This is a genomic window from Streptomyces sp. NBC_01216 (assembly GCF_035994945.1).
Taxonomy (GTDB): domain Bacteria; phylum Actinomycetota; class Actinomycetes; order Streptomycetales; family Streptomycetaceae; genus Streptomyces.
In genome coordinates, this window is record NZ_CP108677.1 from 1,746,107 (window position 1) to 1,771,883 (window position 25,777).

Genomic DNA, 25,777 nt, shown 5'->3' on the forward strand with positions numbered 1-25,777 from the left:
GTCACCCGGCCTCGGGGTCTCCCTTGGTGTACGAGAGCCGCTCGACCTGCCCGGACTCGAAGGAGTCCTCGACCTTCCTGCCGTTCACGAACAGCTCGATCGGTCCGGCGTTGCCGAGGATCAGGTCGATGCGCTCGTCGTCCTGGAAGGTCTTGGACTCACCCGGCAGGAGCAGCCCGTCGAAGAGCAGCTTGCCGTCGTGGGCCTTGGCCGAGATCCAGCTCTTGTCGTCGGTGGCGGTGAGCTTGACCGTGACCTTGTCCTTCGGGACCGCCGCGATGGCGCTCTCGGAGGGCACCGGCTTGGGGTCGGCCGGCTTGGTCGGGGTCGGCTTGGGGCTGGTGGTCTTCTTCTCCGGGGCGGGGCCCTCCGCGACCGCGCCGGTGGTCCGACCGTCGTTCCCGCTGAACATCGTGAAGCCCGCGAAGCCGACGACGGCGACGATCGCGGCGACCATGGCGGCGGTCCAGTTGGGGCGGCGGGGTTCGGGGCGGATGCGTTCCGCCTCGAAGAGCGGCGCGGCGGGCGTGGGCGCGGGCCGGCCGCCGTGCTCGGCGTCGTACTGCTGGATCAGGGCCGCGGGATCGAGTCCGACGGCACGGGCGAGCGTGCGGATGTGGCCGCGGGCGTAGACGTCGCCGCCGCAGCGCGAGAAGTCGTCTTCCTCGATCGCGTGCACGATCGGGATCCTGACCCGCGTGGAAGCACTGACCTCGTCGACGGTGAGACCTGCGGCGATCCGGGCCTGCTGGAGAGCGCGACCGATCGAATCCCGGTCTTCTGCCGGGAAGTTCCGGTCGTCTTCGGGGGAGTTGCCGATGGACACGAGAGCGCCTTTCGAGCGTGTAACCACCTGCTGGAGGTTCAGTCTATGGGTGGTGCGAAAGGGTGGGGCAACCGGGCGGGCACATTTGTACGCCATGAGGCTGGGACATCGTCCCGTCCCTTCCTCCAACTTGACGTATGCCCAGGGGAAACGGTTGCCCGCCGTTCCCTTACGAGTGAGTCTCGGCCAGGTCTCGAAACGGCCCGGCCCCCGGCGCCGGCCGGGGCGGGCACGGGCGGGCGTTCCGGCCACCCGTGCGGCCCCGGGGCCCGGGCCCCGGGTGCGCTACTCCCCCGGCCCGGCCGCCTCCCCGCGGATGACGGCCAGCACCCCGTCGAGCTCGTCCGCCTTGACCAGCACGTCCCGTGCCTTGGAGCCCTCGCTGGGCCCCACGATGTTGCGCGACTCCATCAGGTCCATCAGGCGCCCGGCCTTGGCGAAGCCGACGCGCAGCTTGCGCTGGAGCATCGAGGTGGAGCCGAACTGGGTCGAGACCACGAGTTCGGCCGCCTGACAGAGCAGGTCGAGGTCGTCGCCGATGTCCTCGTCGATCTCCTTCTTCTGCTTGGTGCCGGCGGTGACGTCGTCCCGGAAGACCGGGGCCATCTGGTCCTTGCAGTGCTGGACCACGGCCGCGACCTCGGCCTCGGTCACGAAGGCGCCCTGCATACGGGTCGGCTTGTTCGCTCCCATGGGGAGGAACAAACCGTCGCCCTTCCCGATGAGCTTCTCCGCGCCGGGCTGGTCGAGGATGACCCGGCTGTCGGCGAGCGAGGAGGTCGCGAAGGCGAGCCGGGAGGGCACGTTGGCCTTGATGAGACCGGTGACGACGTCGACCGAGGGCCGCTGGGTGGCGAGCACCAGATGGATGCCGGCGGCGCGGGCGAGCTGGGTGATCCGTACGATCGCGTCCTCGACGTCGCGGGGCGCGACCATCATCAGGTCGGCCAGCTCGTCCACGATGACCAGCAGGTACGGGTAGGGCTGCAGCTCGCGCTCGCTGCCCTCGGGCAGCTTGACCTTGCCGGCCCGGATGGCCTCGTTGAAGTCGTCGATGTGCCGGAAGCCGAAGGCCGCCAGGTCGTCGTAGCGCAGGTCCATCTCGCGCACGACCCACTGGAGGGCCTCGGCCGCCCGCTTGGGATTGGTGATGATCGGCGTGATCAGGTGCGGGATGCCCTCGTAGGCGGTGAGCTCGACGCGCTTGGGGTCGACCAGCACCATCCGGACGTCCTCGGGCGTCGCTCTTATCATGACCGACGTGATCAGGCAGTTGATGCAGGAGGACTTTCCGGAGCCCGTGGCGCCGGCGACCAGGATGTGCGGCATCTTCGCCAGGTTGGCCATCACATAGCCGCCCTCGACGTCCTTGCCGAGCGCGACCAGCATCGGATGGTCGTCGCCCGCCGCGTCGGCGAGGCGCAGCACGTCGCCCAGGTTGACCATCTCGCGGTCGCTGTTGGGGATCTCGATGCCGACCGCGGACTTCCCGGGGATCGGCGAGATGATCCGGACGTCCGGGCTGGCCACGGCGTAGGCGATGTTCTTGGTCAGCGCCGTGATCTTCTCGACCTTCACGGCGGGGCCGAGTTCGACCTCGTACCGGGTGACCGTCGGGCCGCGGGTGAAACCGGTGACGGCAGCGTCCACCTTGAACTCGTTGAAGACCTTGGACAGCGAGTCGACGACGGCGTCGTTGGCCGCGCTGCGGGTCTTGCCCGGGCCGCCGCGCTGGAGCAGGTCGAGCGTGGGCAGTCCGTAGGTGATGTCGCCGGAGAGCTGGAGCTGCTCGGCGCGTGCCGGCAGTTCGGTCGGTTCCGGCGCGGGCTTGGTCAGGTCCGGCACGGCCCCGGTGGCGCGGCCGGGACGCGCGCCGCGGGCGGTCGGCACCGGGGCGGCGGACTGCTTCTCCGCCGTCTCCTGGGCGGCGGAGACCGCGGCGGCGCGGTCGGCGGAGACGTCCCGGGTCAGGTCGGCGACCAGCGGCGAGGGAGGCATGCCGTTGAGGACGGCGCCGTCGAGGGCAGCCGCGGCGGCGGCGGCGACGTCCACGGCGTCCATCGGCCGGTCGAGGCGGGCCTGGCCTGCGGAGCCGCGCGGGCGCCTGCGACGGGTGAGCGCCTCTTCCTCGGCCTGGTCGGCGTCGTACACCCGCGACGCGGCCGACGGGCCGCCGCGCCGGGGTCGTGCGGGCCGGTCTCCCGCGCGCCACGCTCCGCCGTCCTCCTCGTCGGCCTCCGCGCCGTCGGTCTCGGGGTCGTACGGCGGTTCGACGAGGCCGAGCCTGGCGCCGAGCGCGCGCAGCCGCTGCGGAATGGCGTTGACGGGGGTCGCGGTGACGACGAGCAGGCCGAAGACGGTGAGCAGGACCAGCATCGGTACGGCGAGGACCTCACCCATCATGAAGACGAGCGGCTTGGAGGCGGCCCAGCCGATGAGCCCACCGGCGTCCTGCATCGCCTGGGTGCCGTCGCCCCGCCCCGGCGATCCGCAGGCGATGTGGACCTGTCCGAGGACACCGATGACCAGGGCGGACAGACCGATCACGATCCGGCCGTTGGCCTCGGGCTTCTCCGGATAGAGGATCAGTCGGACGGCGATCGAGCCGAGCAGCAGCGGTACCAGCAGGTCCAGCCGGCCGAAGGCCCCGGTGACCAGCATCTCGACGAGGTCGCCGACCGGTCCGCGCAGATGCGACCAGGTGCCCGCGGCGACGACCAGCGCGATTCCGAGGAGCAGCAGCGCCGAGCCGTCCTTGCGGTGGGCCGGGTCGAGTCCCTTGGCCCCTCGCCCTATGCCCCGGAAGACCGCGCCCACCCCGTGCGCGAGACCGAGCCAGAGGCCGCGCGCGAGCCGGTAGACACCACCGGTGGGCGACGGAGCGGGCTTGGGCGCCGCCTTCTTGGCGGGCGCGCGTTTCGCGGGCGCGGCCTTCTTGGCCGCGGTCTTCTTCGCGGGAGCCTTCGCGGGGGAACGGGAGGGTGCCGCTTTGCCGGTGGCGCCGGTCGTACGGCCGGCGCGCGGCTTCGCGGTGCCCGCCGTGCCCTGGGAACCCTTGCCGGACGTACGTGAGGCCATGATGCTGAGGTTACCGGTGTGAGCGGCCTCGGACACGTGCGCGTCCGGCCTCACCCGTTCGTGTCGCCGTTGCCCTCGCACGGACCTGACGCCCGCTCACGGCGGGCGTCGGCCACGCGACGGAAGGTCAGTTCTGCGAGGGCAGGGTGGGCGCGGCGCCCGCGCCCGGCTCCAGTGCGTCGAGGGCCCGCCGCAGCCCGGTGAGCTTGCGCTCCAGATGCGCGGCGGTGGCGACGGCCGCCGCGTCGGAGGAGTCGTCGTCGAGCTGTTTGGACAGCGCCTCGGCCTGCTCCTCCACCGCGGCGAGCCGGGCGGAGAGTTCGGCGAGGAGACCGGCGGACTCCTTCGCCTGACCGCTGCCGCCCTCCAGTTGGAGGCGGAGCAGCGCGGCCTGCTCGCGCAGCTGACAGTTCTTCATGTAGAGCTCGACGAAGACCGACACCTTCGCGCGCAGCACCCAGGGATCGAAGGGCTTGGAGATGTAGTCCACCGCGCCCGCGGCGTAGCCGCGGAAGGTGTGGTGGGGTCCGTGGTTGATCGCGGTGAGGAAGATGATCGGGATGTCCCGGGTCCGCTCCCGCCGCTTGATGTGGGCGGCCGTCTCGAACCCGTCCATTCCCGGCATCTGGACGTCCAGCAGGATGACCGCGAAATCGTCGGTCAGCAGCGCCTTGAGCGCTTCCTCCCCGGACGATGCCCGCACCAGCGTCTGATCGAGCGCGGAGAGAATGGCCTCCAGCGCCAGCAGATTCTCCGGCCGGTCATCGACCAGGAGGATCTTGGCCTTCTGCACCATGCCCCGTCCTCCTCGCCCCGGCAACGGCTCGCCCCGGCTCATCGAGCCGGGGGTGGCGCCGGGTGCCGCCCCAGAAGACGACTCCCTTGCGCCGTCCGTCCTTGTGCCGGTCATGGTAGCCGCACCCCGCCCGTCGCCACACCCTGTCACCGAGATGTCACTGTGCACGTAGCGGAAACGCGGCAGGAGCCCGAAAGGTTCCCCGGATCGGGCCCCCTCACACGTTCTCCACGTCCGTCGGCCGACGGACTCACCCCTCGCCTCCGCGCATCCACGACTCCATCACGGACAGCAGGTGGTCGGGGTCGACCGGCTTGGTGACGTAGTCCGAGGCGCCGGTCTCGATCGCCTTCTCCCGGTCGCCCTTCATCGCCTTGGCCGTGAGCGCGATGATCGGCAGCCCCGCGAACTGGGGCATCCGGCGGATCGCGGTGGTCGTCGCGTACCCGTCCATCTCCGGCATCATGATGTCCATCAGCACGACCGCCACGTCGTCGTGCTGTTCCAGCACCTCGATGCCCTCGCGGCCGTTCTCCGCGTACAGCACGGCGAGGCCGTGCTGCTCGAGGACGCTGGTGAGCGCGAAGACGTTGCGGATGTCGTCGTCGACGATGAGCACCTTCTCGCCGGCGAAGGCGTAGACGCGACGCGGCATGCCCTCCGGCCGGTCCTCCTCCGCGGCACCCGGCTGATCGCCCTGCCCCGTCCGTCCTGCCTGCGGCCGTGCCGTTTCGGCCCCGGCCCTGGCCGCCTTGCGCCGGTGCCGGAAGAGCGCTCCGGCGCCCGAGCGCTCCGCGACGGGAGGGGCGGAGGAGAAGTGCGGGCCGGCGTCCGCGGCACCGCCCGGACCCTCGAAGCCCTGCTGCGGCTCCATGGGCTCGGGCTCTCCCTGCCCATAGCCGTTCGCCGGGAGTTCGCTCGGGTTCAGCGGCAGGTACAGCGTGAACGTCGAGCCGCGGCCGGGCTCGCTCGCCGCGTAGATCTCGCCGCCCAGCAGGCGCGCGATCTCCCGGCTGATGGACAGGCCCAGGCCCGTGCCGCCGTACTTGCGGCTGGTGGTGCCGTCCGCCTGCTTGAACGCCTCGAAGATGACCCGCATCTTGCCGGCCGCGATCCCGATACCCGTGTCGGTCACCGAGAAGGCGATCAGGTCCGCCGCCGGGTCGCGCAGCGAACCGGCCTCCAGGAGCTGCTCGCGGATCGCCTGCGGCACATCGGTCCCGGCCGGCCTGATCACCAGCTCCACCGCGCCGCTGTCGGTGAACTTCACCGCGTTGGACAGCAGGTTGCGCAGCACCTGCAGCAGGCGCTGCTCGTCGGTGTGCAGCGTGGCGGGCAGTTCGGGCGAGACCCGCACGGAGAAGTCGAGTCCCTTCTCCGCCGTCAGCGGCCGGAAGGTCGCCTCGACGTAGTCGACCAGCTGCACCAGCGCGATGCGGGTCGGGGAGACGTCCATCTTGCCCGCCTCGACCTTGGACAGGTCGAGGATGTCGTTGATCAGCTGGAGCAGGTCGGAGCCCGCGCCGTGGATGGTCTCGGCGAACTCCACCTGCTTGGGCGAGAGGTTGGACTCCGCGTTGTCGGCGAGCAGCTTGGCCAGGATCAGCAGCGAGTTGAGCGGGGTGCGCAGCTCATGCGACATGTTGGCCAGGAACTCGGACTTGTAGCGCATGGAGACGGCCAGCTGTTCGGCACGCTCCTCCAGGACCTGCCGGGCCTCCTCGATCTCGGTGTTCTTCACCTCGATGTCCCGGTTCTGCTGGGCGAGGAGCTCGGCCTTCTCCTCCAGTTCGGCGTTGGAGCCCTGGAGCTCCTTCTGCCGGTGCTCCAGCTCGGCGGAACGCTCGCGCAGCTGCTCGGTCAGCTCCTGCGACTGCTTGAGCAGCACCTCGGTCTTGGTGTTGACGCTGATCGTGTTGACGGTCGTCGCGATCAGCTCGGCGAGCTGGTTGAGGAAGTCGCGCTGGATCTGGGTGAAGGGCTGGAAGGACGCCAGCTCGATCACACCGAGGACCTTCCCCTCGAAGAGCACCGGGAGGACGATCACATGCGCCGGAGCGGCCTCGCCGAGCCCGGAGGAGATCTTGAGATAGCCGGGCGGCACGTTGACCTGGATGGTCCGTTTCTCCTCGGCGGCCGTACCGATCAGCGTCTCGCCGGGCCGGAAGGAGGTGGGCATGGAACCGGCGGAGTACCCGTAGCTGCCGCGCATCCGCAGCTCGTACGAGCCTTCGCCCTGCCCGCCGGGCTCCGCGCCGCCCGTCGGCAGCGCCACGAAGAAGGCGCCGTGCTGGGCCGAGACGACCGGGGTCAGTTCGCTCATGATGAGCGAGGCCACGTCGTCGAGGTCCCGCCGGCCCTGCATCAGGCCGGAGATGCGGGCGAGGTTGCCCTTCAGCCAGTCCTGCTCCTCGTTGGCGAGGGTGGTGTCGCGCAGGTTGGCGATCATGGTGTTGATGTTGTCCTGAAGAGCCTGGATCTCGCCCGCCGCGTCCACGCCGTCGATCTTCAGGTTGAGATCTCCCCGGGTCACCGCGGTGGCGACGGCCGCGATGGCACGCACCTGGCGGGTGAGGTTCCCGGCCATCTCGTTCACGGACTCGGTCAGGTCGCGCCAGGTGCCGTCCACGTCGCGGACCCGGGCCTGGCCACCGAGGATGCCCTCGGTACCCACCTCGCGGGCGACGCGGGTCACCTCCTCGGCGAACGAGGACAGCTGGTCGACCATCGTGTTGATGGTGTTCTTCAGCTCCTGGATCTCGCCACGGGCGTCGATGTCGATCTTCTTGGTCAGGTCGCCCTTGGCGATGGCGGTGGTGACCGCGGCGATCTGGCGCACCTGACCGGTCAGGTTCGACGCCATCGAGTTCACCGACTCGGTCAGGTCCTTCCAGGTGCCCGAGACGCCCGGGACCCTGGCCTGGCCGCCCAGCTCACCCTCGGTACCCACCTCGCGGGCCACCCGGGTCACCTCGTCCGCGAACGAGGAGAGCGTCGTCACCATGGTGTTGACGGTGTCGGCGAGCTCGGCGACCTCGCCGCGCGCCTCGACCGTCACCTTCTTCGTCAGATCACCGTTGGCGACCGCCGACGAGACGCGGGAGATGTTCCGCACCTGACTCGTCAGGTTGTTCGCCATCAGGTTGACGTTGTCGCTCAGGTCCTTCCAGATGCCGGTGACACCGCGCACCCGGGCCTGGCCGCCGAGGATGCCCTCGGTACCCACCTCGCGGGCCACCCGGGTCACCTCGTCCGCGAAGTTGGACAGCTGGTCCACCATCGTGTTGACGGTCGTCACCAGCTCCAGGATCTCGCCCTTGGCGTCGACGGTGATCTTCTTCGACAGATCACCCTTGGCGACGGCGGTGGTGACCTCGGCGATGTTGCGCACCTGCGAGGTCAGGTTGTTCGCCATGAAGTTCACGGACTGGGTCAGGTCCTTCCAGGTGCCGGAGACGCCCTGCACCTCGGCCTGCCCGCCCAGGATGCCCTCGGTACCCACCTCGCGGGCCACACGGGTCACCTGCTCCGCGAAGCTGGAGAGCTGGTCCACCATCGTGTTGAGGGTGTTCTTCAGCTCGAGGATCTCACCCCGCGCGTCCACGTCGATCTTCTGCGACAGGTCACCACGCGCGACCGCGGTGGCGACCTGCGCGATGTTGCGGACCTGTGCGGTGAGGTTGCCGGCCATGCCGTTCACCGAGTCCGTCAGATCGCGCCACACCCCGGCGACGCCGGGAACCTGGGCCTGACCACCGAGCCGTCCGTCGGTGCCCACCTCGCGGGCCACCCGGGTCACCTGCTCCGCGAAGGCGGAGAGCTGGTCGACCATCGTGTTGATGGTGTTCTTCAGCTCGAGGATCTCACCCCGCGCGTCCACGTCGATCTTCTGCGACAGGTCACCACGCGCCACGGCGGTGGTCACCTGGGCGATCTGCCGCACCTGGGACGTCAGGTTGCCGGCCATGAAGTTGACGGAGTCGGTGAGCTCCTTCCACGTACCGGAGACACCGTCGACGCGGGCCTGGCCGCCCAGACGCCCCTCGGTGCCCACGTCCCTGGCCATCCGCGTCACCTGGTCGGCGAAGGAGGACAGCTGCGACACCATCGTGTTGACGGTGTTCTTCAGTTCCAGCATCTCGCCCGCGACGTCGACGGTGACCTTCTGCGACAGGTCGCCGTTCGCCACCGCCGTCGTCACCTGCGCGATGTCCCGCACCTGGCCGGTGAGGTTGCGGAACGCCGTGTTCACCGAGTCGGTGAGTTCCTTCCACTTCCCCGCCGCCCCGGGCACCTCGGCCTGGCCTCCGAGCAGGCCCTCCACGCCGACCTCACGCGCGACCCGGGTCACCTCGGAGCCGAAGGCCGACAGCTGGTCCACCATCGTGTTGACGGTGTTCTTCAGTTCCAGCATCTCGCCCGCGACATCGACGGTGACCTTCTGCGACAGGTCGCCGTTCGCCACCGCCGTCGTCACCTGCGCGATGTCACGCACCTGCGTCGTGATGTTCCGGAAGACGGTGTTGACCGAATCGGTGAGGTCCTTCCAGGTGCCGGCCGCGCCCGGTACCTGAGCCTGTCCGCCGAGCAGACCCTGCGCGCCGACCTCGCCGGACACGCGCGTCACCTCGTCGGCGAAGGTCCGCAGCGTCTCGGTCATCTGGTTGATGGTGTCGGCGAGCTGGGCGATCTCGCCCCGCGCGCTCACCGTCACCTTCTGCGACAGGTCGCCGTTGGCGACCGCCGTGGTCACCTCGGCGATCCCCCTCACCTGGTTGGTGAGATTTCCGGCCATCGTGTTGACGGAATCGGTGAGGTCCTTCCATACGCCCGCGACCCCGGCCACCTCGGCCTGGCCGCCCAGCTCACCCTCGGTACCCACCTCGCGGGCCACCCGGGTCACCTCGGACGAGAAGGAGGACAGCTGGTCCACCATCGTGTTGACGGTGTTCTTGAGCTCCAGCATCTCGCCGTCGACGTGTGCGGTGACCTTCTGCGACAGATCGCCGTTCGCCACGGCCGTCGTGACGAGAGCAATGTCACGCACCTGGGCCGTCAGCCGGTACGCCATCGTGTTGACCGAATCCGTGAGGTCCTTCCACGAACCGGACATTCCGCGCACCTGGGCCTGGCCGCCCAGCTTGCCCGCCGTACCCACCTCGAGGGCGACGCGCGTCACCTCGTCCGTGAACGCGGACAGCTGGTCCACCAGGTTGTTCACGGTCCGCGCGACCTTCAGGAACTCCCCGCGCAGCGGCCTCGCCGCTCCGTCGGGGCCGTCCGACCGCAGGTCCATCCGCTGGTCGAGGTCGCCCTCGGCGACCGCCGAAAGCACCCGTCCGACCTCGGACACCGGCCGCGTCATATCGTCGACCAGCGCGTTCGCGGCCTCGATGGCCGCGGCCCAGGTGCCTTCGCTGGCCCCCGCCTCCAGGCGTTCCGACAGCTTTCCCTCGCGGCCCACCATCCGCCGTACCCGGGACAGTTCACCGGTCAGGTGCATCTGCCGGTCCGCGACCTCGTTGAACACGGCGGAGATCTCCGCCATCACTCCGTCGCCCGAGACGGTCAGCCGTTTGCGGAAGTTCCCGTCCCGCATCGACACGAGGGCGGTCAGCAGCCGCTCCATCGTCGCCGCGTCCACCTGCACCGTCCCCGTGCTCCGGGACCGTCCGCCTCTCGCACGCGTGCCGCCGCCGCTTCCGCCGCCGCGCCGCGCCGCCGTGCCAGACTCCACCGTGTCCCTCCCGAAGGGGTTGACCGTACTGCTCGGGCCTTACCGCTCGCGCTGTCGCTACAAGCCTTCCCAGTGTTTCACCGCTGCCGAACCAGGCCATAACAGTTCGGCAGCTTCGCATAACGTCCCCGCAGCCGGGTGACGGAAACAGCGATGACCGGCACCCGCCCGGACAGCGAAGGTAAGTAACCTGGCATCCGGCTGTCCAACCGCTCCCATCCGCCCGGCGGGGGGCGGGGTGGCGATCTACACCACCGGGCAGCGGGAGGGGCAGACCGACCATGGCACAGCCGGGCGTCGAGACGCGTACGAGGAGTTCTGTGATCACCGCGCGGGCGGCTGCCAGCTTCGACCCTGTCGGGCGGTCCGTCGCGACCGCCCGCGCCTTCGTCCGCGACACCCTCCAGGGTTGGGGGTACAGCGAGGTCGTCGACGACGCCGTCGTGCTCACCAGTGAGCTGGTGACGAACGCCATCGTGCACGCCGGCACCTCCGCGGACGTCCTGTGCCTGCGTACCGAGGACGGCGTGCGCGTCGAGGTGGCCGACCGCTACCCCGAGCGCGAGATCCCCGTCCAGGGCGGGCGCGCCCTCGTCCATCCGGACCGCGAGAACGGCCGGGGGCTGTTCCTGTGCGCGGCGCTGGCCGGCCGCTGGGGGGTGGAGTACACCCCGACCCAGAAGCGCGTCTGGTTCCAGCTCGATCTGCCCGACCGTCCCATCGGCACCCGTTCCGCGGGCCCGGTGCTGCCCGACGCGCTGCTCCCCGTCGCCGACAGCCGCATCCGCGTCGCCGTCGCGCAGATCGACCGGAGCGGCGCCATCACCGCCTGGAACGAGGACGCCGAGGAGCTCTTCGGGTACGGCGCCGAGCAGGTCACCGGCAAGCCGCTGGGCGACCTCGCCGCCTGGCCGCACACTCCGGGCATCGGGACCGGTCTCGCCGAGGCCCTGCGCCTGTCCCGCTGGGAGGGCAGCTACGGCATCCGCTGCGCCGACGGCCGGGTGATCCCCGTCTACGCCTCGCATCTGCGGGTCCGCGACGCGCAGGGCGAGCCGTCCACGGTCTGTCTCCTCGTCCGCGAGTACGAGCGGGCGGTCCTCCAGACTCCGCAGCGGCCCTCGACGTCCGACGGCGGCGCGGAGAGCCGCTCCTCGGACCCGTTCGAGGTGTTCATCGGCTCCCCGGCCCCCGACGACCTGGACGGTCTGCTCCAGCGCACGGTGGAACGCGCCCGGGACATGCTCGACGGCGACTCCGCGTTCCTCCTGCTCGCCACCGACGACGAGACGGAGCTGGAGGTGCGGGCCTCCACCGGTCTTCCCTTCGCCCGTCAGCGCTTCGCCCGCGTGCCGGTCGAGACGGGTGCCAGCCGCTATGGCTCCGCCCGGATGCCCGCCGTCCACGAGGACCTGGCGGCCGTGCCGGGTGCGGTCCCGCTGCTGGAGGGCACCGGGATGCGCTCGGTGGTGACGGTGCCGCTCAAGGTCGAGGGGCGTCTGACCGGCTCGCTGGGCGTCGCCGCGGAGAGCGCGCACCGCTACTCCAACGAGGGGGCGCTGCGCCTGCAGTTCGCCGCCGACCGGATCGCCCTCGCCGTCGAGTCGGCACGCCTCGGCGAACTCGAGCGTCTCCGCCGGGGCTCGCTCAGCTTCCTCGTGGAGGCTTCCGACCTGCTCGCCGGCACGCTGGACCGCGACCAGACCCTGGCGCTGATGGCCCAGATGACGGTTCCGACGCTGGCCACCTGGTGCGCGGTGTACACGATCGCCGACCAGGCGTCCGATCCGTACCTCTCCTACGTCCTGCACGAGGACGAGGACCGGATCGACGGGCTCAAGGCCCTGCTCTCCTCGATCGCACCGCCCGATCCGGTGCCCACGCCCGGCGCCCGCGTGTGGGCCGCTCCCGGTGAGGCGGCACACCGTGCCGCGGTGAACACGTCGATGCGGGAGTTGGGCGGCACCGGCGGCAGGCTCTCCGCCGGGATCGACACGACACTGGCCACCGCCGCCGCCGTGGGCGGCGAGACCGTGGTGCTGCCGCTCGTGGCCCGTAACCGGGTGATCGGCATGCTCACACTCGGCAAGCCGTCCGACGACCACTTCCGTCAGGAGATCCTGGAGCTCGCCGAGGATCTGTCCCGGCGGGCGGCTCTCGCGCTGGACAACGCCCGCCTCTACTCCGAGCGTGTCGCCATCAGCCAGTCCCTGCAGCGCAGCCTGCTGCCTCCGGGCCTGCCCGACGTCCCGGGTGTCGAGGTCGACGTCATCTACCGCGCGGCCGGCGAGGGCAACGAGGTAGGCGGCGACTTCTACGACCTCTTCCCGATCCGGGACAACGCGTACGGCTTCGCCATCGGCGACGTCTGCGGCACGGGCCCGGAGGCGGCGGCCGTCACGGGCCTGGCCCGGCACGCGCTGCGTCTGCTGGCCCGTGAGGGCTTCGGCGGTCCGGCGGTCCTGGAGCGTCTGAACGCGGCCATCCTCGACGAGGGTGCCCGCAGCCGCTTCCTCACCCTGCTCTACGGGGAGCTGTGGCCGCAGGAGGACGGTTCGGCTGTCCTGAAGGTGGTGTGCGCCGGTCACCCGCTGCCGTTGCGCCTGCGCCAGGACGGGACGGTCGTCCCGGCGGCCGATCCGCAGCCGCTGCTGGGCGTCCTGGAGGATCTGGAGCTGTACGAGCAGACCGTCACGCTCGACCCGGGCGACGTCCTGCTGTGCGTCACCGACGGTGTGACGGAACGCCGAGAGGGCACTCGGATGCTGGGGGACGACGGTCTGGCGGAGGTCCTCAAGACCTGTACGGGTCTGACGGCCGGGGCGGTCGCCGCCCGTATCCTGCGCGCGGTCGAACGCTTCGCCCAGGAGCCGGCGTCCGACGACATGGCCATTCTGGCGATGCGGATCCCGGAACCCGAGCACCGGTGAAAAGCGAGAAGGCCCCCCGCCTGTGGGCGGGGGGCCTTCTTTGTCCGAGCCCCCATGCGGAATCGAACCGCAGACCTTCTCCTTACCATGGAGACGCTCTACCGACTGAGCTATAGGGGCCTGTCGTTCGCGGGGTTTCCCCTGCGGCGACGAAAAGAATCATACCCCGAACCGAGCGGATCTCCGAATCCGCTTCGGTGCCCCCTCGGGGCTGCTTTCCCGCAAGGGTCCAGCCGTGCTCACGGGCCGGTCGGCCGGCCCTCCGGGAGGGTCGATGCCCCTCGTGGGGTGCGGTGTTGGCCACCGAGGAGCACGCGTCGCGCGTGACGGGAACGGCGGGCGTCCGCTGCTCCGTCGCTCCGGCGGGGCGGGCGGTGGAGCCGCTTCACTCGTCCGAGCCGGGGGAACGAGGTTAACGGGAGGGCGGAGTGACGGAGCGTACGGCGAGGCGTCCGGCGAGAGTGTCATCGACGGGGCGTCAGCTTCCGGTGCGGCAAGCCGATTGGGGCACGAGCCACGGGAGCGTCGGTCTCCCACTGCCTCCTGAACGCGAAAATGCCTCAGTCCCCGGGACACGAGGTCCGGGGACTGAGGCTAAAAATTGTTCGGCGGCGTCCTACTCTCCCACAGGGTCCCCCCTGCAGTACCATCGGCGCTGAAAGGCTTAGCTTCCGGGTTCGGAATGTAACCGGGCGTTTCCCTAACGCTATGACCACCGAAACACTATGAAGAAAACAAACTCCAGCCAGCAAAAAGGCGAGTTCGTTACTTCAGAACTAACACAGTGGACGCGAGCAACTGAGGACAAGCCCTCGGCCTATTAGTACCGGTCAGCTCCACCCATTACTGGGCTTCCACATCCGGCCTATCAACCCAGTCGTCTACTGGGAGCCTTACCCTCTCAAGGAGGCGGGAATACTCATCTCGAAGCAGGCTTCCCGCTTAGATGCTTTCAGCGGTTATCCCTCCCGAACGTAGCCAACCAGCCATGCCCTTGGCAGGACAACTGGCACACCAGAGGTTCGTCCGTCCCGGTCCTCTCGTACTAGGGACAGCCCTTCTCAATATTCCTACGCGCACAGCGGATAGGGACCGAACTGTCTCACGACGTTCTAAACCCAGCTCGCGTACCGCTTTAATGGGCGAACAGCCCAACCCTTGGGACCGACTCCAGCCCCAGGATGCGACGAGCCGACATCGAGGTGCCAAACCATCCCGTCGATATGGACTCTTGGGGAAGATCAGCCTGTTATCCCCGGGGTACCTTTTATCCGTTGAGCGACGGCGCTTCCACAAGCCACCGCCGGATCACTAGTCCCGACTTTCGTCCCTGCTCGACCCGTCGGTCTCACAGTCAAGCTCCCTTGTGCACTTACACTCAACACCTGATTGCCAACCAGGCTGAGGGAACCTTTGGGCGCCTCCGTTACTCTTTGGGAGGCAACCGCCCCAGTTAAACTACCCATCAGACACTGTCCCTGATCCGGATCACGGACCGAGGTTAGACATCCAGCACGACCAGAGTGGTATTTCAACGGCGACTCCACCATGACTGGCGTCACAGCTTCAAAGTCTCCCACCTATCCTACACAAGCCGAACCGAACACCAATATCAAACTGTAGTAAAGGTCCCGGGGTCTTTCCGTCCTGCTGCGCGAAACGAGCATCTTTACTCGTAGTGCAATTTCACCGGGCCTATGGTTGAGACAGTCGAGAAGTCGTTACGCCATTCGTGCAGGTCGGAACTTACCCGACAAGGAATTTCGCTACCTTAGGATGGTTATAGTTACCACCGCCGTTTACTGGCGCTTAAGTTCTCAGCTTCGCAACCCCGAAAGATCACTAACCGGTCCCCTTAACGTTCCAGCACCGGGCAGGCGTCAGTCCGTATACATCGCCTTACGGCTTCGCACGGACCTGTGTTTTTAGTAAACAGTCGCTTCTCGCTGGTCTCTGCGGCCACACCCAGCTCAGAGTGCAAGACTCATCACCAGACATGGCCCCCCTTCTCCCGAAGTTACGGGGGCATTTTGCCGAGTTCCTTAACCATAGTTCACCCGAACGCCTCGGTATTCTCTACCTGACCACCTGAGTCGGTTTAGGGTACGGGCCGCCATGAAACTCGCTAGAGGCTTTTCTCGACAGCATAGGATCATCCACTTCACCACAATCGGCTCGGCATCAGGTCTCAGCCTTAACGTGCGACGGATTTACCTATCACACGGCCTACACCCTTACCCCGGGACAACCACCGCCCGGGCTGGACTACCTTCCTGCGTCACCCCATCGCTTACCTACTACCACCTTGGATCAGCGGCTCCACCACTTCCCTTCACCCGAAGGATCCAGGACGGCTTCACGGCCTTAGCATCAATGGGCTCGATACTGGGCGTTTCAAAGCGGGTACCGGAATATCAACCGGTTGTCCATCGACTACGCCTGTCGGCCTCGCCTTAGGTCCCGACTTACCCTGGGCAGATCAGCTTGACCCAGGAACCCTTAGTCAATCGGCGCACACGTTTCTCACGTGTGTATCGCTACTCATGCCTGCATTCTCACTCGTGAACCGTCCACAACTCGCTTCCGCGGCTGCTTCACCCGGCACACGACGCTCCCCTACCCATCACAGTCCCCGTTGGGGGTACATACTGCAATGACACGACTTCGGCGGTACGCTTGAGCCCCGCTACATTGTCGGCGCGGAATCACTTGACCAGTGAGCTATTACGCACTCTTTCAAGGGTGGCTGCTTCTAAGCCAACCTCCTGGTTGTCTCTGCGACTCCACATCCTTTCCCACTTAGCGTACGCTTAGGGGCCTTAGTCGATGCTCTGGGCTGTTTCCCTCTCGACCATGGAGCTTATCCCCCACAGTCTCACTGCCGCGCTCTCACTTACCGGCATTCGGAGTTTGGCTAAGGTCAGTAACCCGGTAGGGCCCATCGCCTATCCAGTGCTCTACCTCCGGCAAGAAACACACGACGCTGCACCTAAATGCATTTCGGGGAGAACCAGCTATCACGGAGTTTGATTGGCCTTTCACCCCTAACCACAGGTCATCCCCCAGGTTTTCAACCCTGGTGGGTTCGGTCCTCCACGAAGTCTTACCTCCGCTTCAACCTGCCCATGGCTAGATCACTCCGCTTCGGGTCTTGAGCGTGCTACTCAAACGCCCTATTCGGACTCGCTTTCGCTACGGCTTCCCCACACGGGTTAACCTCGCAACACACCGCAAACTCGCAGGCTCATTCTTCAAAAGGCACGCAGTCACGACATACAAGCAAGCTTGCATGCGACGCTCCCACGGCTTGTAGGCACACGGTTTCAGGTACTATTTCACTCCGCTCCCGCGGTACTTTTCACCATTCCCTCACGGTACTATCCGCTATCGGTCACCAGGGAATATTTAGGCTTAGCGGGTGGTCCCGCCAGATTCACACGGGATTTCTCGGGCCCCGTGCTACTTGGGTGTCTCTCAAACGAGCCGTCAATGTTTCAGCTACGGGGGTCTTACCCTCTACGCCGGACCTTTCGCATGTCCTTCGCCTACATCAACGGTTTCTGACTCGCCTCACAGCCGGCAGACTGTGAAAGAGAGATCCCACAACCCCGCATGCGCAACCCCTGCCGGGTATCACACGCATACGGTTTGGCCTCATCCGGTTTCGCTCGCCACTACTCCCGGAATCACGGTTGTTTTCTCTTCCTGAGGGTACTGAGATGTTTCACTTCCCCTCGTTCCCTCCACATGCCCTATGTGTTCAGGCATGGGTGACAGCCCATGACGACTGCCGGGTTTCCCCATTCGGAAACCCCCGGATCAAAGCCTGGTTGACGGCTCCCCGGGGACTATCGTGGCCTCCCACGTCCTTCATCGGTTCCTGGTACCAAGGCATCCACCGTGCGCCCTTAAAAACTTGGCCACAGATGCTCGCGTCCACTGTGTAGTTCTCAAGCAACGACCAGCCACCCATCACCCCGTCGACAAGCAACAGGTTCACTGGGGCCGGCATCACGAAGGCAACGACCTCACGGCCGCACCCTCAGACACCCAACAACGTGCCAAGCGCGAGCCTCCCGAACAAGATCCACGTTCCACGCCGAAGCAGTACTAGTGGTCCCACAGGACTCTCACGCCAACTAATCAACGTTCCACCCTTGAGCAACCAGCACCGGACACTCGCCGGTGTACTGGCCCCTTGACCAGGCAAGCCTGGTAAGAAGTGCTCCTTAGAAAGGAGGTGATCCAGCCGCACCTTCCGGTACGGCTACCTTGTTACGACTTCGTCCCAATCGCCAGTCCCACCTTCGACAGCTCCCTCCCACAAGGGGTTGGGCCACCGGCTTCGGGTGTTACCGACTTTCGTGACGTGACGGGCGGTGTGTACAAGGCCCGGGAACGTATTCACCGCAGCAATGCTGATCTGCGATTACTAGCAACTCCGACTTCATGGGGTCGAGTTGCAGACCCCAATCCGAACTGAGACCGGCTTTTTGAGATTCGCTCCGCCTCACGGCATCGCAGCTCTTTGTACCGGCCATTGTAGCACGTGTGCAGCCCAAGACATAAGGGGCATGATGACTTGACGTCGTCCCCACCTTCCTCCGAGTTGACCCCGGCGGTCTCCTGTGAGTCCCCATCACCCCGAAGGGCATGCTGGCAACACAGGACAAGGGTTGCGCTCGTTGCGGGACTTAACCCAACATCTCACGACACGAGCTGACGACAGCCATGCACCACCTGTATACCGACCACAAGGGGGGCACTATCTCTAATGCTTTCCGGTATATGTCAAGCCTTGGTAAGGTTCTTCGCGTTGCGTCGAATTAAGCCACATGCTCCGCTGCTTGTGCGGGCCCCCGTCAATTCCTTTGAGTTTTAGCCTTGCGGCCGTACTCCCCAGGCGGGGAACTTAATGCGTTAGCTGCGGCACCGACGACGTGGAATGTCGCCAACACCTAGTTCCCAACGTTTACGGCGTGGACTACCAGGGTATCTAATCCTGTTCGCTCCCCACGCTTTCGCTCCTCAGCGTCAGTAATGGCCCAGAGATCCGCCTTCGCCACCGGTGTTCCTCCTGATATCTGCGCATTTCACCGCTACACCAGGAATTCCGATCTCCCCTACCACACTCTAGCCTGCCCGTATCGAATGCAGACCCGGGGTTAAGCCCCGGGCTTTCACACCCGACGTGACAAGCCGCCTACGAGCTCTTTACGCCCAATAATTCCGGACAACGCTTGCGCCCTACGTATTACCGCGGCTGCTGGCACGTAGTTAGCCGGCGCTTCTTCTGCAGGTACCGTCACTTTCGCTTCTTCCCTGCTGAAAGAGGTTTACAACCCGAAGGCCGTCATCCCTCACGCGGCGTCGCTGCATCAGGCTTTCGCCCATTGTGCAATATTCCCCACTGCTGCCTCCCGTAGGAGTCTGGGCCGTGTCTCAGTCCCAGTGTGGCCGGTCGCCCTCTCAGGCCGGCTACCCGTCGTCGCCTTGGTAGGCCATTACCCCACCAACAAGCTGATAGGCCGCGGGCTCATCCTTCACCGCCGGAGCTTTCAACCAACCCCCATGCGGAAGCCGGTATTATCCGGTATTAGACCCCGTTTCCAGGGCTTGTCCCAGAGTGAAGGGCAGATTGCCCACGTGTTACTCACCCGTTCGCCACTAATCCACCCCGAAGGGCTTCATCGTTCGACTTGCATGTGTTAAGCACGCCGCCAGCGTTCGTCCTGAGCCAGGATCAAACTCTCCGTGAATGTTTACCCGACCAATGCCCGATGAAGGGCCGCGGGTGCACACATCACGAGAGCGGAACGACCAGTCGGAATAGGACCGGTCGTTCACAGCGTCCTCGCTGTGTATGTCGCCTGCCCACCACAAGGGCCGACAGGACTTTCAAAGGAACCACGACCATCCGAAGATGGACGGGGTATCAACTAATCTGGCGTTGATTTTTGGCACGCTGTTGAGTTCTCAAGGAACGGACGCTTCCTTCGTACTCACCCTCTCGGGCTTTCCTCCGGGCATTTTCCCTTCGGTCTTTCGTGTTTCCAGCTTAGCAGACCCGATTCCTCGTTTCTGCCACCCGCTGGAGCGGGTTGCCTTCCGGGAATTCGCTCTCGCGCTTTCCTTTCCGGCGGATCCGACTTTATCAGAAGTTTCCGAGTCGAATTCCCCGTCTTTCCCGACGAGCCGTTCCGGCACACAGTAGTGCCGAGCTCTCGTTCAGGCGGAGCCGTCAACGTACTGGAGCGGAGCACCCCGATGCAAATCGGGGGCTCCGCTCCGGGTCCGGGTCCCTGGGGACGTCGGAGGATCAGACCTCGACGACCACCGGAAGGATCATCGGACGCCGACGGTACGTGTCCGAGACCCACTTGCCGATGACGCGGCGGATCAGCTGCTGGAGCTGGTGCGGCTCGACCACACCGTCCTGGGCAGACTTGTTCAGGGCCTGCTCGACCTTGGGGACCACGGCGTCGAACGCCGAGTCCTCGATGCCGGAGCCCCTGGCGTGGATGTGGGGACCGCCCACGATCTTGCCGGACGAGGAGTCGATCACCACGAAGGCCGAGATGATGCCCTCGTCGCCCAGGATGCGGCGGTCCTTGAGGTGGACCTCCGTGACGTCGCCGACGGAGAGCCCGTCGACGTACACGTAGCCGGCCTGGACCTTGCCGACGATCCGGGCCTTGCCGTCGACCAGGTCGACGACCACGCCGTCCTCGGCGATGACGATGTGGTCCTTCGGGACACCCGTCATCGCGCCCAGCTCGGCGTTGGCGCGCAGGTGGCGCCATTCGCCGTGGACCGGCATCAGGTTCTTCGGCTTGCAGATGTTGTAGAAGTACAGCAGCTCGCCGGCCGAGGCGTGGCCCGAGACGTGGACCTTGGCGTTGCCCTTGTGGATGACGTTCGCGCCCCATCGGGTCAGGCCGTTGATGACGCGGTAGACCGCGTTCTCGTTGCCCGGGATCAGCGAGGACGCCAGGATGACGGTGTCACCCTGCACGATCCGGATCTGGTGGTCGCGGTTGGCCATCCGGGACAGCGCGGCCATCGGCTCGCCCTGGGATCCCGTGCAGACGAGCACGACCTCGTCGTCCGGCAGGTCGTCGAGCGTCTTGACGTCGACGACGAGACCCGCCGGGACCCGCAGGTAGCCCAGGTCCCGGGCGATACCCATGTTGCGGACCATCGAGCGGCCGACGAAGGCCACCCGGCGTCCGTACTCGTGGGCGGCGTCCAGGATCTGCTGGATGCGGTGCACATGGCTGGCGAAGCTCGCCACGATGATGCGCTTCTGGGCGTTCGCGAAGACGTTCCGCAGGACGTTGGAGATGTCCTTCTCCGGTGGGACGAACCCAGGGACCTCGGCGTTCGTCGAGTCGCTCAGCAGAAGGTCGATGCCCTCCTCGCTGAGCCGCGCGAACGCGTGGAGGTCGGTGAGCCGACCGTCCATCGGGAGCTGGTCCATCTTGAAGTCGCCCGTGTGGACCGCCATGCCCGCCGGCGTACGGATGGCCACGGCCAGCGCGTCGGGGATGGAGTGGTTGACCGCGATGAACTCGCAGTCGAAGGGCCCGAGCCGCTCGCGGTGCCCCTCGGACACCTCGAGGGTGTACGGGCGGATGCGGTGCTCCTGGAGCTTCGCCTCGATCAGGGCGAGGGTCAGCTTGGAGCCGATCAACGGGATGTCCGGCTTCAGCCGGAGCAGGTAGGGGACGGCGCCGATGTGGTCCTCGTGCCCGTGCGTGAGCACGATGCCCTCGACCTCGTCGAGGCGGTCCCTGATGGTGGTGAAGTCGGGCAGGATCAGGTCGATACCCGGCTGCTCCTCCTCGGGGAAGAGGACGCCGCAGTCGACGATGAGCAGGCGGCCCTCGTACTCGAAGACCGTCATGTTGCGGCCGATCTCACCGAGCCCGCCCAGCGGGGTGACCCGCAGGCCGCCCTTGGGGAGCTTCGGCGGGGCGCCGAGTTCAGGATGCGGATGACTCAAAAGACTCTCCTCACCACACGCGCCACGTACCGCTTCGGCACGTGGCGCGCATGACATTCGTGCACTTGCTGTTGTCTGTCGGTCGATCTCGTCGGACGTGGGGACGTCCGCAGATCGTTTATGTACTTGTGAAGTCTGTTGTCAGAGCTCTACCCCGCCGGCGGCGAGATCGAGCTTGAGCTGGGCGGTTTCCTCGGGGGAAAGCTCCACGAGCGGCAGCCGCAGCGGGCCGGCCGGGAGTCCCTGGAGGGCGAGGGCGGCCTTGGTCGTGATGACGCCCTGGGTGCGGAACATACCGGTGAAGACCGGCAGCAGCTTCTGGTGGATCTCCGTGGCCTTGTGCACGTCGCCGTTGAGATGGGCGTCGAGCAGGGCGCGCAGCTCGGGGCTGACGACATGGCCGACAACGGAGACGAAGCCGCAGGCGCCCACGGAGAGCAGCGGCAGGTTGAGCATGTCGTCGCCGGAGTACCAGGCCAGGCCGGACCGGGCGATGGCCCAGCTGGCGCGGCCGAGGTCTCCCTTGGCGTCCTTGTTCGCGACGATCCGGGGGTGCTCGGCCAGACGGACGATCGTCCCGGTGTCGATCGGGACACCGCTGCGGCCGGGAATGTCGTACAGCATCACCGGTAGACCGGTGGCGTCGGCGATGGCCGAGAAGTGCCGGTACAGGCCCTCCTGAGGGGGCTTGTTGTAGTACGGCGTGACCGCGAGCAGGCCGTGGGCGCCGTCACGCTCGGCGGTGCGGGCGAGCTCGATGGAGTGACGGGTGTCGTTGGTGCCGACGCCGGCGACCACGTGGGCACGGTCTCCGACCGCCTCCAGTACCGCGCGTACCAGCTCAGATTTCTCCGCGTCACTGGTGGTCGGGGACTCACCGGTGGTGCCGTTGACGACGAGGCCGTCGTTGCCTGCGTCCACCAGGTGAGCGGCCAGCCGCTGGGCGCCGTCGAGGTCGAGAGCGCCGTCCGCCGTGAAGGGCGTGACCATGGCGGTGAGGACCCGCCCGAAGGGGGTCTGCGGAGTGGAGATCGGAGCCATGGGTAACACGCTACTCGCTGCTCAGCGCCCGGTGTCCCCTCGGGGGGACATGAGAAGAGGAACCCGGCACTGCCTGCTCGGGGGTTCAAGCAGTGCCGGGTCCGTTTGATCAGCCTAGATGAACTTCGTGAAACGTCGCAATACGGACACTTCGCCGGAGGTGTCGTATGTATGTGCCTTATGGGGCCACGCGGCCGTTCTTGTTGAAGGCGTCGTAGGTCAGCGGCATCAGCCCGGCCCAGTGCTGTTCCATCTTCTCGCCGACCATCTCGATCTCCCGCTGCGGGAAGGACGGCACCCTGGCCAGCTCGTGCTGGGTACGCAGGCCGAGGAAGTGCATCAACGAGCGGGCGTTGCAGGTGGCGTACATCGAGGAGAAGAGACCGACGGGAAGGACCGCGCGGGCCACCTCGCGCGCCACGCCGGCGGCGAGCATCTCCTGGTACGCCTCGTACGCCCGGACGTAGGAATCCTCCATCGTGCGGCCGACCAGCTCCTGCTGAGCCTCGGTGCCCTCGACGAAGACGTACTTGCCCGGCCGGCCCTCCTGGACCAGCTTCCGGGAGGCGTCCGGTACGTAGAAGACCGGCTCAAGCTCCCTGTAGCGACCGGACTCCTCGTTGTACGACCAGCCGACGCGGTGGCGCATGAACTCGCGGAACACGAAGATCGGGGCGCTGATGAAGAAGGTCATCGAGTTGTGCTCGAAGGGGCTGCCGTGCCGGTCCCGCATCAGGTAGTTGATGAGCCCCCGGGAGCGCTCGGGGTCCTTCTGGAGCTCGTCGAGAGACTGCTCGCCCGCCGTGGAGACGCGGGCCGCCCACAGCACGTCGGAGTCCGCGGCGCTGTGCTTCACCAGCTCGACGGTGACGTCACTGCGGAACGTGGGCTTGAGGTCTTCGGCGGGGGTGTCGGTCACCGACAGGTCCTTCCAGTGGTCTCGCTCGGGCGGCGCCCACTTTACGGGGACCCGCCGACACGGCACCGGTCACACCCGGCCGAGACGCCCTCTTGGGATGATTTCGGGAAAACGGGCACCGAACGTCGGCTTCTCGCGTCTCTCCCTGTGACACCAGCCGCACCACGGACCGGATACAGGAGCGATCACGATGTCCCACCCCCAGCCTCCGCTGGGCGGCACTCCCACGCGGGAGTCCGTCCCGTTCGCCTTCGTCGCCGAGGCCGACCGCTTCCGCAGTAACGTCACTCCACCGCCCAGGGAGCGCCTTGCCGTCACCGAGCTCGTGGGCCGTACGCTGGTCGGGCTGACGGTCGTGGCCGGACTCGTCGGGTCGTTGCTCTTCGGTGTACCGGCGCTGCAGTCGGGTGCGGCGGAGGGCCATCGGCAGCAGTCCGAGGCGTCCGACGGCCGTTGATCCGTAGGCCACCCTGGGGTGGCCCGGTCGAGACCACCTGGGTAGCCTCACCGGGCACAGCCCCTTCGAGCGTGCTTGTGAGTGAGGAACAGTCGTGCCCCTGCCCTTCCTGACGGCAGACCGCGCCTTCGACGCGACCGACGATGTAGCGCTGCCCTTCGACGACCACGACCAGTGGCGCCGCCCCTACCGGCCGGGCCCCTGGCGGGTCGGCGCGGCGGCGCTCTCGCTGCTGCTCGCGTCGTTCGTGCTGCTCGCCGCGGTCGTCATCGCCGCGGCCGGCGCGGTGTCCGGCGCGTTCGTCACCTTCGGGCTGGCCGCCCTGATCATCGCCGCCGCGCTGCGGGCCCTGCGGGTGGGCACCTGGGTGAGCCGCCACGGTGTGCGGCGCGTCGGGTTCCTCACCACCACCACGGTCGGCTGGCCGCACGCGACGGCCGTACGCACGGCGCAGCAGCCGGTGCGCTGGCTGGGCCTCCCCCGCACGGTGCAGGGCCAGGCCCTGCTGCTGGAGCGGCGCGGTGGTGAGCAGATCGCACTGCTCACCGACCACAACGCCGACTTCCTCTCCCGTACCGAGGCTTTCGACCGCGCGGCCGACACCGTGGAGGCGTGGAGCGCCGAGTACGGCACCCCCGCGACCCGCTGACCCGCCGGACGGGAATCGCGGCGGGAGCCACCGCGCCCGGCGGGCGTAGCCCCGCCCGCCGCGGCCGTCGCCGTACGCCCTCCGGGGGTGCGGGGGACGGGGCTCAGGCCCCGGCCGCCCCGGCCACCGCACCGTCCTCGTGGACCTGGTGGAGGGTGATCGCCCGCTGCATGGCCTTGCGGGCCCGCGGGGTGTCGCGGGCGTCGTGGTAGGCGACCGCGAGGCGGAACCAGCAGCGCCAGTCGTCAGGGGTGTCCTCGGTCTCGGCACGCCGTCTCGCGAAGACCTCGTCGGCCGAGTCCCGGTCGATCCGCCCGCCGGGCGAGCGTCGCAGCTCGTCCACGGGCAGGCCGCCCTCGGCCTCCAGCTGCCGGGCCAGCCGCTGGGCCCGGCGGGCGAAGCGGGTGTTCTGCCAGAGGAACCAGCCGCCGACGCAGGGCAGCAGGAACGCTATGGCTCCCATGCCCATGGCCGCCGGTTCGCCGGTGAGCAGGAGCAGGACCCCCTCCATCGCCACCACACCGAACACGAGCACCAGCACGGTGGCGAGGAAGAAGTACGTGATCTTTCCGCCCACGGCCGTCAGCCCAGGTCCAGGAAGTGCTCCAGGCCGAACGTGAGGCCGGGGGCGTCGACGACACGTCGGGCACCCAGCAGGATGCCCGGCATGAAGCTGGAGTGGTGCAGCGAGTCGTGGCGGAAGGTCAGGGTCTCGCCCTCGCCGCCGAGCAGCACCTCCTGGTGGGCCAGCAGGCCCCGGAGCCGCACGGCGTGCACGTGCACACCGTCCACGTTCGCGCCGCGCGCGCCCTCCAGGGCGGTCCTGGTCGCGTCGGGCTGCTCGCCGAGACCGGCCTCGGCCCGCGCGGCGGCGATCAGCTGAGCGGTGCGGGTGGCCGTCCCGCTGGGGGCGTCCACCTTGTTCGGGTGGTGCAGTTCGACGACCTCGGCCGACTCGAAGTACGGGGCCGCGAGCTGGGCGAACCTCATGGTCAGGACCGCACCGAGGGAGAAGTTCGGGGCGATCAGGACACCGGTCCGCGGCGAGCCCTCGAGCCAGGAGCGCAGCTGCGCGAGGCGGTCCTCGGTCCAGCCGGTGGTGCCGACGACCGCGTGGATGCCGTGGCGTACGCAGAAGTCGAGGTTGCCCATCACCGAGGCGGGCGTGGTCAGCTCGACGGCGACCTGGGCACCCGCCCCGACGAGCGTCTCCAGCTTGTCCCCGCGGCCGAGGGCCGCGACGAGTTCCATGTCCCCGGCGGCTTCGACGGCCCGTACCGCCTCGGATCCGATACGGCCCTGGGCCCCGAGGACCGCGACGCGCAGCTTGCTCATTGGT

At 67.4% G+C, this 25,777-nt stretch carries 13 protein-coding genes, 1 tRNA gene and 3 rRNA genes; 4 read left to right on the forward strand and 13 right to left on the reverse strand.

Translation table 11 applies throughout. The features are described from left to right. Position 1 precedes the first annotated feature (1 nt). From OG393_RS07305 to OG393_RS07320, 4 genes are all read right to left on the reverse strand, one after another. Complete coding sequence (locus OG393_RS07305) at positions 2-826, reverse strand: helix-turn-helix domain-containing protein (RefSeq protein ID WP_327373817.1); 825 nt, start codon at positions 824-826, stop codon at positions 2-4. A 285-nt stretch (positions 827-1,111) separates the two neighbouring features. Further along, positions 1,112-3,904, reverse strand: a complete 2,793-nt coding sequence (locus OG393_RS07310; protein WP_327373818.1) for a DNA translocase FtsK — start codon at positions 3,902-3,904, stop codon at positions 1,112-1,114. Between the two features lie 127 nt (positions 3,905-4,031). Next, positions 4,032-4,700 carry a response regulator gene (locus OG393_RS07315; RefSeq protein ID WP_327373819.1) on the reverse strand — a complete coding sequence of 223 codons (669 nt, stop codon included), beginning with the start codon at positions 4,698-4,700 and terminating at the stop codon, positions 4,032-4,034. Between the two features lie 250 nt (positions 4,701-4,950). After that, positions 4,951-10,437, reverse strand: a complete 5,487-nt coding sequence (locus OG393_RS07320) for a HAMP domain-containing protein (protein WP_442817272.1) — start codon at positions 10,435-10,437, stop codon at positions 4,951-4,953. 281 nt (positions 10,438-10,718) lie between these two features. Between OG393_RS07320 and OG393_RS07325 the strand changes: the two genes are divergently transcribed. Then, the gene (locus tag OG393_RS07325; protein ID WP_327373820.1) at positions 10,719-13,367 is read left to right on the forward strand and encodes a SpoIIE family protein phosphatase; all 2,649 of its coding nucleotides are present in this window, start codon (positions 10,719-10,721) and stop codon (positions 13,365-13,367) included. A 47-nt stretch (positions 13,368-13,414) separates the two neighbouring features. Here OG393_RS07325 and OG393_RS07330 read toward each other — a convergent pair. The 4 genes from OG393_RS07330 to OG393_RS07345 all read right to left on the reverse strand — a co-directional run bounded on the left by OG393_RS07330 (position 13,415) and on the right by OG393_RS07345 (position 19,126). Then, positions 13,415-13,487 (reverse strand) — tRNA-Thr (locus OG393_RS07330). 483 nt (positions 13,488-13,970) lie between these two features. Further along, positions 13,971-14,087, reverse strand: a 5S ribosomal RNA gene (gene rrf / locus OG393_RS07335). A gap of 80 nt (positions 14,088-14,167) precedes the next feature. Next, positions 14,168-17,289 (reverse strand): 23S ribosomal RNA (locus tag OG393_RS07340). A 311-nt stretch (positions 17,290-17,600) separates the two neighbouring features. After that, positions 17,601-19,126 (reverse strand): 16S ribosomal RNA (locus OG393_RS07345). Together the 16S, 23S and 5S rRNA genes with 1 tRNA gene alongside form the textbook arrangement of a ribosomal RNA operon. Before the next feature lie 164 nt (positions 19,127-19,290). On the opposite strand from OG393_RS07345, the gene OG393_RS07350 reads away from it, so the two are divergent. Continuing rightward, complete coding sequence (locus OG393_RS07350) at positions 19,291-19,581, forward strand: hypothetical protein (protein ID WP_327373821.1); 291 nt, start codon at positions 19,291-19,293, stop codon at positions 19,579-19,581. Between the two features lie 105 nt (positions 19,582-19,686). Here the strand turns inward: OG393_RS07350 and OG393_RS07355 are convergent, their stop codons facing one another. The 3 genes from OG393_RS07355 to thyX all read right to left on the reverse strand — a co-directional run bounded on the left by OG393_RS07355 (position 19,687) and on the right by thyX (position 23,332). Further along, entirely contained in the window at positions 19,687-21,372 is a 1,686-nt protein-coding gene (locus tag OG393_RS07355) for a ribonuclease J (RefSeq protein ID WP_327373822.1), read from the reverse strand. A gap of 141 nt (positions 21,373-21,513) precedes the next feature. Next, a complete protein-coding gene (gene dapA / locus OG393_RS07360) occupies positions 21,514-22,413 on the reverse strand; it encodes a 4-hydroxy-tetrahydrodipicolinate synthase (protein WP_327373823.1) in 900 nt (299 codons plus the stop codon). 178 nt (positions 22,414-22,591) lie between these two features. Next, positions 22,592-23,332, reverse strand: a complete 741-nt coding sequence (gene thyX / locus OG393_RS07365; RefSeq protein ID WP_327373824.1) for an FAD-dependent thymidylate synthase — start codon at positions 23,330-23,332, stop codon at positions 22,592-22,594. 190 nt (positions 23,333-23,522) lie between these two features. On the opposite strand from thyX, the gene OG393_RS07370 reads away from it, so the two are divergent. Continuing rightward, positions 23,523-23,789: a hypothetical protein gene (locus OG393_RS07370; protein ID WP_327373825.1), complete on the forward strand. Its 267-nt coding sequence runs from the start codon at positions 23,523-23,525 to the stop codon at positions 23,787-23,789. A 94-nt stretch (positions 23,790-23,883) separates the two neighbouring features. Beyond that, positions 23,884-24,438, forward strand: a complete 555-nt coding sequence (locus OG393_RS07375; RefSeq protein ID WP_327373826.1) for a hypothetical protein — start codon at positions 23,884-23,886, stop codon at positions 24,436-24,438. A 103-nt stretch (positions 24,439-24,541) separates the two neighbouring features. On the opposite strand, the gene OG393_RS07380 is transcribed toward OG393_RS07375, so the two are convergent. Together OG393_RS07380 and dapB are read right to left on the reverse strand one after the other, a co-directional pair. Further along, entirely contained in the window at positions 24,542-25,015 is a 474-nt protein-coding gene (locus OG393_RS07380) for a hypothetical protein (protein WP_327373827.1), read from the reverse strand. A 5-nt stretch (positions 25,016-25,020) separates the two neighbouring features. Next, positions 25,021-25,773 (reverse strand): 4-hydroxy-tetrahydrodipicolinate reductase, encoded by a 753-nt coding sequence (gene dapB, locus OG393_RS07385; RefSeq protein ID WP_327373828.1) that lies wholly within the window; start codon positions 25,771-25,773, stop codon positions 25,021-25,023. Between the last annotated feature and the right edge of the window lie 4 nt (positions 25,774-25,777).